We start from the raw sequence: 10,323 nt of genomic DNA, 5'->3' as shown, positions 1-10,323 counted from the left end.
AAAGGGATAGGCCTTTGATGACACAGGATGCAAATCTCAAAGCTAAAAATCAATGGCTTCTTACAAAATATGATCAATTCAGCAGAGTTGTTTATACTGGTATTACTAATAATCCTTCCTTAAGAATTGATTTACAGGAGTATATCAATAACAGTATGGGGAGTCCTATAAATGATGAACAAAGAACTCTATCATATTTCACCATAAATGGGATGAATGTATATTACACCAATTTAGTATCTCCATCAGGAATCAATGTTTTACTGACAATCAATTACTATGATACTTATCCTGGATATACCTTTAATCCGCCATTTCCTTCCACCATTCAGGGAGTACCTACCTTAACTGAGACAATATCTTCAGAAGGAAGAAGCACCAAAGGACTTCCTGTGATGAGCCTGGTAAAGAATATTGAAGATGACAGTTGGACCAAAAACTACACCTATTATGACACCAAAGCAAGAGCTATTGGAGCGTATTCTATCAATCATTTAGGGGGTTATACCCAAACAGAATCCAGGCTGGATTTTGCCGGAGTAGCTCACAATGTTGTTACCAGACATAAAAGACTGGCAACCGATACAGAAACAGTGATCACAGAGAATTTTGAGTACGATCACCAGAACAGGCTGCTTGTCCACAAACATCAGGTAGGTTCCAATCCCGTAGAAATCCTCACCCAGAATACATACAATGAACTTTCCCAGCTTGAATCTAAAAAAGTGGGTGGCGTTTCTGTAGGAACTTCACTCCAGCAGATTGATTATAAATACAATATCAGAGGGTGGATGACTAAAATTAATGATCCTGCTAACCTGAATGGAAAACTGTTTGGGTATGAAATAAAATACACTAATCCAGTTAATCCACTCTATGCCACTGCAAAATACAACGGTAATATCGCAGAAATAGACTGGAATACCTCCAACGATAATGTATTGAGAAGATATACCTATGATTACTATGCAGATAATAAACTGAAGTTTGGGCATTACTCTGAACCCTGGGCAACAGTACCTCAAAACAGTTTTTACAGTGAGTATATTATTTATGACCTTAACGGAAATATCAGTCAGTTATACCGTAATACTAAGAACTCCACTACTGGAGTGGCGATGCAGATTGATGATCTTACATATACCTACTCAGGAAACAGGCTTTTGAATGTAAAGGATGATGCTCAAAATAATTTAGGATATGTAGGAGGAGGCAATACCATCTCCTATGATGATAATGGGAATATGACAAGTCATCCGGATAAAAAAATATCTTCCATAAAGTATAATTATCTGAATCTGCCCCAGCAGGTTACCCAGGACTCCAAGGCTATTAATTATGTTTATAGGGCGGATGGAACAAAGGTTAAAAAATCAGGAACTGCTGGCTTAGCTACAGATTATCTGGATGGTTTCCAATATACAGAAGCAAGCTTGAAATTTGTTCCTACTTCAGAAGGGTATTTTAATTTTGAAAATAATAAGTATATTTACAATTACGCAGATCATTTAGGAAATGTACGATTGAGTTATTTCAAAAATGGTACGGGAATAGAAGTTCTTGAGGAGAATAATTATTATCCTTTTGGGTTGAAACATGAAGGGTATAATATATTAGGAGGTAATCCAAACTATAATTATAAGTACAACGGTAAGGAGCTGCAAGAGACGGGAATGTATGATTATGGAGCAAGATTTTATATGCCGGATATTGGTAGATGGGGTGTAGTTGATCCTTTGGCGGAAAAAATGACCCGTCACAGTCCTTATAACTATGCTTTTAGCAATCCTATCATGTTTATTGATCCTGATGGTAGAGAGGGAAAGCATATTGATGTAAAACAAAACGCTGATGGAACATATAATGTAGTTGGAGGGGAAGCTAATAATGACAAAAGCATTTATATTGTTAATGATAATAATCAGAGAATAGGTATTTTAGGTCAGATGTTAACAACTCACTCATTTTTTGATGACTCTGACAAAGCTGTAGTAGGAGCTGTAATTGACATAAATGATGATACAGGAAACAGGTTTTTACAAGATGAAATTATGAGCAATGAAAGTTTGGATATAGCCACTTATATGTGGAATGGCTTTGGTGGCAGGGATTATGACTTTAAAGCTCGAGGGATAAATAGAATACCTGAACAACAACAAATTCAATATCGTTATAGAGGTTCTTTATTTACAGAACCTTCAATGACTGGTGATACTGGTCTGGGAACATTTGCGTCAGCAAGAGACTACGGAAATGTAGCAGCAGGTTACATAGCTGGTAGAAATGGGATTTCATGGGACTTAGCAAGGGTTGGACTAGATGGATTAGAAACAATACAAAATAAGGGAATCCCCACATCAGAAGGTAAACCAACACAAAAAGCAGAAAAAGTAGGTCATAATGCTGGTATAAGACAATATCTTTATGGAAAAGAAGCTCAAGAGACAGTTAGAAGAATGCAAGAAGATATGTATAATCCGTTTAATACGCCTAAATTTTAGCTATGAAAAAATCATTAAAAGTTCTCATTTACTTTTTTCTTTTTATTGGATTGTTTTTTGGTTGGTTTGCTCTTAAAAGAAATTTTTATTGCATATCAAATGACAAGTGTTTTACTGTCTGGAAAACAATTGGGGGGAAATGCCTTATTATTCCTGGTAAATATTATGGTATTACAATACCCAACAACTATGTAGAAACTGGAAATTTAGATGATGTGGATATTATTTGGATAAATCAAAAATGTTTTATCGTAAATGGAAATTCTGCTACAAAATTTATAAATAATGACATAAATAATTTTAAAATAATTAATTATGACAGTAACAAGATCTTAAATGATAGTAAATATTTAGATTTTGACGGAAAATATCATAGATACAAAAATGATATTGAGATTATACAATTACATATTCGAGAACCCTACGCTACTGATAAAAAAGGGAATAAATTATAGAGCCCAGATATATGGTAATATGGGAATTTATTTAATAGATGAAAATGATAACTATGATATAAATACATCTCCCAGCTGCGCAAAGTCTCCTGACTTTGAGCAATCAAAATAAAAGAACCTTTGCAAGAGCAAAGGTTTTTTACTTATACACTGCTCATCCGGATAAAAAAATCTCATCCATCAAATATAATTACTTGAATTTGCCTCAACAGGTTATCCAAGATTCAAAAACAACTTATTATATCTACAGAGCGGATGGAACAAAGGTTAAAAAATCAGGAACGGCTGGCTTAGCTACAGATTATCTGGATGGTTTCCAATATACAGAAGCAAGCTTGAAATTTGTTCCTACTTCAGAAGGTTATTTTAATTTTGAAAATAATAAGTATATTTACAATTATGCAGATCATTTAGGAAATGTACGATTGAGTTATTTCAAAAATGGTACGGGAATAGAAGTTCTTGAGGAAAATAATTATTATCCTTTTGGGTTGAAACATGAAGGGTATAATATATTAGGAGGTAATCCTAGTTATAATTATAAGTACAACGGCAAGGAGCTTCAGGAAACGGGGATGTATGACTACGGGGCGAGATTCTATATGCCTGATTTAGGAAGATGGGGAATACATGACCCTTTAAGCGATGCTACTTTCCAACCATATAATTACGCTAATGATAATCCTATATCTTTTAATGATCCAACTGGAATGATTGGTCAACAACCTGAAATACATGCGAGTATTGGAGTTACAAAAAATAAAAATGGAGAATATGAAATTATAAGTGCAAAAAATGATGGAGATTTTGGAATATATTTGGCTAATGCTAACGGAAGTTATGATGTAAACAAAAGTAAAAGAGTTGGTACATTAAATAATTCTTTCGACTTTTTATTTACCAATGACGATACTGGAACATTTCAAAAAGGAGTTGCCAAAAATATTAATGATGATTCAAATATAGTACTTAAAACATCATTAAACCTTGGTTCAATATTAAATAAATATAGTTATAATACAGACAATAATATTGATAATTTTTATTTAGATTTAATGAACTTGGCTTATATGTCTGCTAACTATAGTGAAGGAAGTAATATGGGGAAATTAGATTTGAAAAAATCATTAGGTTTGGAAATGTATACACCAGTAAAAGCAGGAAACAATATAACGTCTTTAAGAGCTGCTTCCAACGTTCTTTTTGGATACAATATGCGTAGGATTTATGATAAATATAGTGGTAATTCAAATTTTATAGATAAGTTCCCAACTGCTGGAGACTTTTATACATATGCCATGCAGGCCGTAGGGGGGTATAACCAATTTAAAAATAACAGGAATGGTTTCTTCAATGGAAATGGATATAATAAAGGATTCCCTTTCTATGGAGAACATACGTATTCAGGAATGAATATTTATAGAGGTTATTTTCATCAATTTACAAATCAAAAAATACATAGATAAAATGCGTTACATACTTTTATTAGTCTCTTTTTTTCTAATTTCTTGTAAAAAAGAAAAACTTATGTATAAAAAAATTGAAACAGCAGATTACTTGGTTGAAGGTTATACATATGATAATTATACGGATAAAATTTTCCCCAATGAGCTCATCATTGTAGATAAGGTTTCAAAAGACACTATATTCCATTGTAGTTCTTGTTATAGAGATTTCCATATGATTTTACAAGATACATTATTAATTTATGGTGGATCTAGGCTGGATAGTACTATTGCACATGGGATATTTTTAAAACGAATTCCTGTACCTCAGATGTATAAACATAATTTACCATATAAAAGTAAGGATTAAATTGATGATCCCCCGCTGCGCAAAGTCTCCAGACTTTGAGCTGATAAACATAAAGGCTATCTCATTTTTGAGATAGCCTTCTTATTATAGATTTCTTTTAAAAACACCACTACTCCCTCCTGCGCAAAGTCCCTCGCTAGTGAGAGCATCATACACGTGCTAAAATAAATAACAAACCTTCACAACAGTGAGTGTTTTGTATTTTATCTTTAGTTATTTTTACAATGAAAAATTATATCTCCTTTTTGTAATATAAGTTATGGTTACTTGAGCTGAGATAAGCTTATTACTTATTCTTTTGATAAATGACACGAGCTAGAAGCCCCAGCTGCGCAAAGTCTCCTGACTTTGAGCAATCAAAATAAAAGAACCTTTGCAAGAGCAAAGGTTTTTTACTTATACCCCCCGCTGGCGTGAGCTTCTAGATCGTGCCCCGGAATGTATGATTATGGTGCAAGAATGTATATGCCTGACTTGGGAAGATGGGGAGTAGTGGATCCATTGGCTGAAAAAAACGATGGATTCCTATGGATATGTTTGGAACAATCTTATAATATTTATTGATCCTGATGGTAGGTCTGGTACCAGTACTCATACAGATAAGTCAGGTAATGTTATTGCAGTTTTTGATGATGGGATTTAGGTGTATATAGACATTCAGGTAATGCTCAAGAAACAAAGAAAGAAGTCGACAAGAAATATAATAAAAATAATACTTCAGCAGGTGGAGAAAAAATGGGAAGAACGCTTACAAAATATTCATTTACGAAAGATGGATATTTCGACAATAAAGGTATTAGTATCCCTGTAGGAAAGATAGATTTTAATGATGATTAGAATGACGTAGAAATACAATGGGGTATGAATTCAAGTAATGGTATTTTTCATTATGGAATGAATGCAGGAAATAATGGTATTTTTGATTTGAAATCGAAGACTGCAGGAACAGAATATCAAGGGTCAATAATGTTTAGTGACAATGGTGAGAACGTTTACGGTTCAAGAAGAGATGCCGGAAATTTTTTAGCAGGAGCTAAAGCAAAAAGATCAATTTTAGCTACTGATTTATTAATTTATGGTTTTGGAGCATTTAATGCTTCTGGTAATAAACTCAAACAAACGCCAGCTACAATTATAAGTGATGTGGTTGTAGGTGGAGGAATGTTAAAAGCTCCATATTATGGAGAAGACCCTCAAAGTGGAGCTGCTATACTACAGGGTGTTAAATATTATAAAAAGTTTTCTAATAATTGGCTTTTTCCAGAAAATAAATCTAGAAAATAATGTATAAAAAAATTACTCCTCTCTTTCTTTTATTTCTTTTTAGCTGTAACGATAAAGCTAAATTAAATGAAGTAGTTGTACATAAATTCAACAATATTAAGCTTTATCAGTTTAATTGTAATGATCAAGTTTGCTTTTCTTTAGAAAAAGGAAGTTGTAATAATTTACCTAATGATTATTTCATACCTATAGGAGATTCAGAAAATTACTATTCTTTATTTATAAGAGAGAAAAAAAACAGATTAGAGGTTTATTCACCATATAACAGTATAGTTAAACAGGGGGATATAAAAAAACAAATGAAAATAATAGAATACACAAGTTATTTAGATAATGTATTTGTGCAAGATTCATTACAAGGAAAGTCATATATAATTTCAGGTACGGCTAAGTTTTAAAATAATAAAAATAGCATAAAAGATCAAAAAGGCTAAACAATAGATTTTAACTCACCGCTCCCGCAAGATTTTATCGTGTGGCAGATAAAAATAAAACCACCGCAAAATTGCGGTGGTTTTTATATTTCATTAAGGACATTTAATTTCCCTTAGTAATAGACAATTTTTCTATCTGTTACTGAAATTTTACTACCGTTCAATGTAAAGCGTTTCATCTGAATCCAATTATGCTGTGAATCGTATGTATATTCATATTTAACAGATACTCTATCATCTATTTTTCCATTTTCAATGACTGTTAGTTTTGTAATATTTCCATATTCATCAAATGTTTTCTTTAACTCAGAAAAAATATTTTCTTTATCATTCACAACCTGCTGGTAGATCTCATTTCCTTTCTTATCATACTTCCATTTCCGAACTATGGGATAAAGTCCGGTTTCTTCCTGCATAATCAGGTTATTGTTACTGTCATAGCTGTAAGTAGTTTCAGTTTCCCCTTCAGGCAGGTTGTTAGATATCTTTTCACTTATCAGATTTCCGTTCTTATATTGTTTGATCCATTGGGTAGTCTGTTTAGGTTTTGACTTTTCATAAGACGAATAACTCAAAACAGCATCATTCATTTCTTTGATATTGTTAATATATTCCCGTCTTCTAATGGTATCTTCGTTATTTTTAGTCTTTGAGAATTCAATTTTTTTATCACTAACAACGATTCCTTTTTCGTTAAGGGTCAAACTATTTACTGACTTTTTCTTATCACTTTCTTCAAACCCTACTGTTTTAACGGCATTTCCCACTGCATCATAATAATATTGGTATCTTCTCCCAAATTCATTGTTTTGAAGATAAGCGGTTTCTTCCGCCAAATTTCCGCTCTCATCAAATTTATAAATAGTTTTTGTCACCGAATGTTCCATATCAGCATGGAGAATAGACTGTTGGTATCCTGTAACCTCAATCGATTTCACCCTGCCCTGTATCTGCAGTGTTTCATAGTTTTTCTGAAGTATCGGAACCTTTACTTTAGAAGCAGACACCATTGGAAGATCCTCTTGTTCTTTAGCCTGATTTTGATTCTTTTTTTGACAGGAAATCAGCATGAGTACAGATAATGATAGTAGTAAAATTTGTTTCATTGAATTTTTAGTTTTTCTCAGGAACGAAGTATTATTCCCAGTTTCCACAAATTTCGGTATTTCTTTGGTAATAAAAAAGACAGCCATTACTGCTGTCTTTTACTATTTTTATTTAAAATACTTATTTAAGCCAGATCAAACCTATCCAGATTCATCACCTTCGTCCAGGCAGAAATAAAATCATTGATAAATTTACCTTGCGCATCAGCACTTCCATACACTTCTGAAATCGCTCTTAGTTCAGAGTTCGATCCGAAAACAAGATCGGCACGGGTAGCTGTCCATTTTGGCTGACCTGTTTTACGGTCTGTTCCCATATATACTTCTTTATCGTCTGACATTGCTTTCCACTGCGTTCCCATATCCAGAAGATTCACAAAGAAATCATTGGTAAGAACTCCCGGACGGCTGGTAAATACACCATTTTTTGAACCGTCAAAATTAGTATCCAAAGCTCGCATTCCTCCCACCAATACGGTTAATTCCGGAGCAGTAAGCGTTAACAACTGAGCTTTATCAATTAATAAGGATTCTGTAGAAACCGTGAATTTTGTTTTCAGATAATTACGGAATCCATCCGCTGCAGGTTCAAGATATCCCATAGATTCTATATCAGTCTGCGCTTGAGAAGCATCCATTCTTCCTGGTGCAAAAGGAACTTTCACATCGTGTCCTGCGTTTTTTGCAGCAGCTTCAACAGCTCCACTTCCTCCTAAAACAATTAAATCCGCTAAAGATATTTTCTTACTTCCATTTTGAGCATTAAATTCATTTTGAATTCCTTCCAATACTCCCAATACCTTTTGTAATTGAGCCGGATTATTGACTGCCCAGTTTCTTTGAGGCTCTAATCTTACTCTTGCACCATTCGCTCCTCCCCTCTTATCACTTCCTCTGAAAGTAGAAGCAGAAGCCCAAGCTGTTGAAACTAATTCAGAAATACTCAATCCTGAATTCAGAACTTTTGCTTTAAGAGATTCTACATCAGCATCATTTACCAATTCATGATCTACTTCCGGAATAGGATCCTGCCAGATCAGTTCTTCCTGAGGAACATCCGGTCCCAGATAACGGGCACGCGGTCCCATATCTCTGTGCGTTAATTTAAACCATGCTCTTGCAAATGCATCTGCAAACGCATCTGGATTTTCATAAAAATGTCTTGAAATTTTTTCGTAAACAGGATCTAATCTTAAAGAAAGATCCGTGGTAAGCATTGTTGGTCTATGCTTTTTGTTAGGATCAAATGCATCAGGAATAATCTCTGCACCAGCCTTCGCTACCCATTGGTGAGCTCCGGCAGGGCTTTTGGTCAGTTCCCATTCATTCTCAAATAAGTTTTTAAAGAAATAATTACTCCATTGAGTCGGAGTCTCAGTCCAGGTCACTTCCAGACCACTGGAAATAGCATCTCTTCCGCTTCCTGATTTATAACTGCTTGACCATCCTAATCCCTGCTGTTCAATCCCTGCTCCTTCCGGTTCTTTACCCACATGATCTGCAGGGCCCGCACCGTGAGTTTTTCCAAAAGTATGTCCACCTGCAATTAAAGCAACTGTTTCCTCATCATCCATTGCCATACGTCCAAAAGTATCTCTGATATCTTTAGCCGCTGCAATCGGATCAGGATTTCCGTCCGGACCTTCAGGATTTACATAAATTAATCCCATTTGTACTGCTGCCAGTGGATTTTCAAGGTTTCTGGAGTGAATATCTCCATCTGCATTATCATCGGTAGGAAGAACCGCTGCATGTCCTTCTACAGCTCCTTCCGATCCGTGAGCATAACGGATGTCACCACCCAGCCATGTCTTTTCTGATCCCCAATATACATCTGCATCCGGTTCCCATACATCTGCTCTTCCTCCTGCAAAACCAAAAGTTTTGAATCCCATAGATTCAAGGGCAACATTTCCCGTAAGAATTAAAAGGTCTGCCCAAGATATATTTCTCCCATATTTCTGTTTGATGGGCCATAATAGTCTTCTTGCCTTATCAAGGCTTACGTTATCCGGCCAGCTGTTCAGTGGGGCAAAACGCTGTTGTCCTGCTCCGGCTCCACCTCTTCCATCTCCTACACGGTATGTTCCGGCACTGTGCCAGGCCATACGGATGAATAACGGTCCGTAGTGACCAAAATCTGCAGGCCACCAATCCTGGGAGTCAGTCATTAAAGTGTGAAGATCTCTTTTCACAGCCTCAAGGTCAAGACTTTTAAATGCTTCTGCGTAATCAAAGTCCTGATCCATAGGATTAGACAGTGATGAGTGTGAGCGCAGAAGATCTACTCTTAACTGATCCGGCCACCAATCTTTGTTTTGAGTTCCCTCACCTGCTACATTCTTCTTCATTGTTCCGTTATGAAACGGGCATTTACTGATGTCATTCAAATCTTTTTCCATTGTCGTTTATTTATTTTTTTATATTGATTAATACAGTTTAAGTAACTTCATTGTTGTAAGGTCATGACAAACTTACAACGTTAATTCAATAAATACAATCTATTAATAATTATCTCAATGATAGTTAAAAACTATAAAGAAACATTCCCGACAGCATCCGAGCTAAAGACACAATTGTGGTATTAAGTTAGTCATTTTTTAAATCCATTCAACTCCTTCTACTCTATTTAGAATAACTCAATGTAAGGAGGAGGAGGAGATGGAAGCGGGAGGCTGGAAGATGGAAGTTTATTGCAGACGGGAAAACAATTTAGGACAATTGTATC

8 protein-coding genes are annotated in these 10,323 nt (G+C 34.9%); 6 read left to right on the top strand and 2 right to left on the bottom strand.

Annotated features, from left to right (window positions below; all coding sequences use genetic code 11):
• From M2372_RS14680 to M2372_RS14655, 6 genes are all read left to right on the top strand, one after another.
• Positions 1-2,501: RHS repeat domain-containing protein (locus M2372_RS14680; RefSeq protein WP_148060801.1), on the top strand; the 2,501-nt coding region annotated here is incomplete at its 5' end.
• Between the two features lie 2 nt (positions 2,502-2,503).
• On the top strand, positions 2,504-2,956 hold the full coding sequence (locus M2372_RS14675) for a hypothetical protein (protein WP_123320637.1): 453 nt from the start codon (positions 2,504-2,506) through the stop codon (positions 2,954-2,956).
• 95 nt (positions 2,957-3,051) lie between these two features.
• Positions 3,052-4,422 carry an RHS repeat domain-containing protein gene (locus tag M2372_RS25535; protein ID WP_310473126.1) on the top strand — a complete coding sequence of 457 codons (1,371 nt, stop codon included), beginning with the start codon at positions 3,052-3,054 and terminating at the stop codon, positions 4,420-4,422.
• 61 nt (positions 4,423-4,483) lie between these two features.
• Positions 4,484-4,771 (top strand): hypothetical protein, encoded by a 288-nt coding sequence (locus M2372_RS14665; protein WP_148060802.1) that lies wholly within the window; start codon positions 4,484-4,486, stop codon positions 4,769-4,771.
• An 861-nt stretch (positions 4,772-5,632) separates the two neighbouring features.
• Positions 5,633-6,055 carry a hypothetical protein gene (locus M2372_RS14660; RefSeq protein WP_123320640.1) on the top strand — a complete coding sequence of 141 codons (423 nt, stop codon included), beginning with the start codon at positions 5,633-5,635 and terminating at the stop codon, positions 6,053-6,055.
• Entirely contained in the window at positions 6,055-6,453 is a 399-nt protein-coding gene (locus M2372_RS14655) for a hypothetical protein (RefSeq protein ID WP_123320641.1), read from the top strand. The genes M2372_RS14660 and M2372_RS14655 overlap by 1 nt, the downstream gene beginning before the upstream one ends.
• A 149-nt stretch (positions 6,454-6,602) precedes the next feature.
• On the opposite strand, the gene M2372_RS14650 is transcribed toward M2372_RS14655, so the two are convergent.
• The gene (locus tag M2372_RS14650; RefSeq protein ID WP_148060803.1) at positions 6,603-7,595 is read right to left on the bottom strand and encodes a hypothetical protein; all 993 of its coding nucleotides are present in this window, start codon (positions 7,593-7,595) and stop codon (positions 6,603-6,605) included.
• 125 nt (positions 7,596-7,720) lie between these two features.
• The gene (katG, locus tag M2372_RS14645; protein WP_123320643.1) at positions 7,721-9,997 is read right to left on the bottom strand and encodes a catalase/peroxidase HPI; all 2,277 of its coding nucleotides are present in this window, start codon (positions 9,995-9,997) and stop codon (positions 7,721-7,723) included.
• Positions 9,998-10,323 lie beyond the last annotated feature (326 nt).

This window comes from Chryseobacterium sp. BIGb0232 (assembly GCF_024810195.1).
GTDB lineage: Bacteria > Bacteroidota > Bacteroidia > Flavobacteriales > Weeksellaceae > Chryseobacterium > Chryseobacterium pennae.
This window is presented reverse-complemented; position numbering and strand designations above follow the sequence as displayed.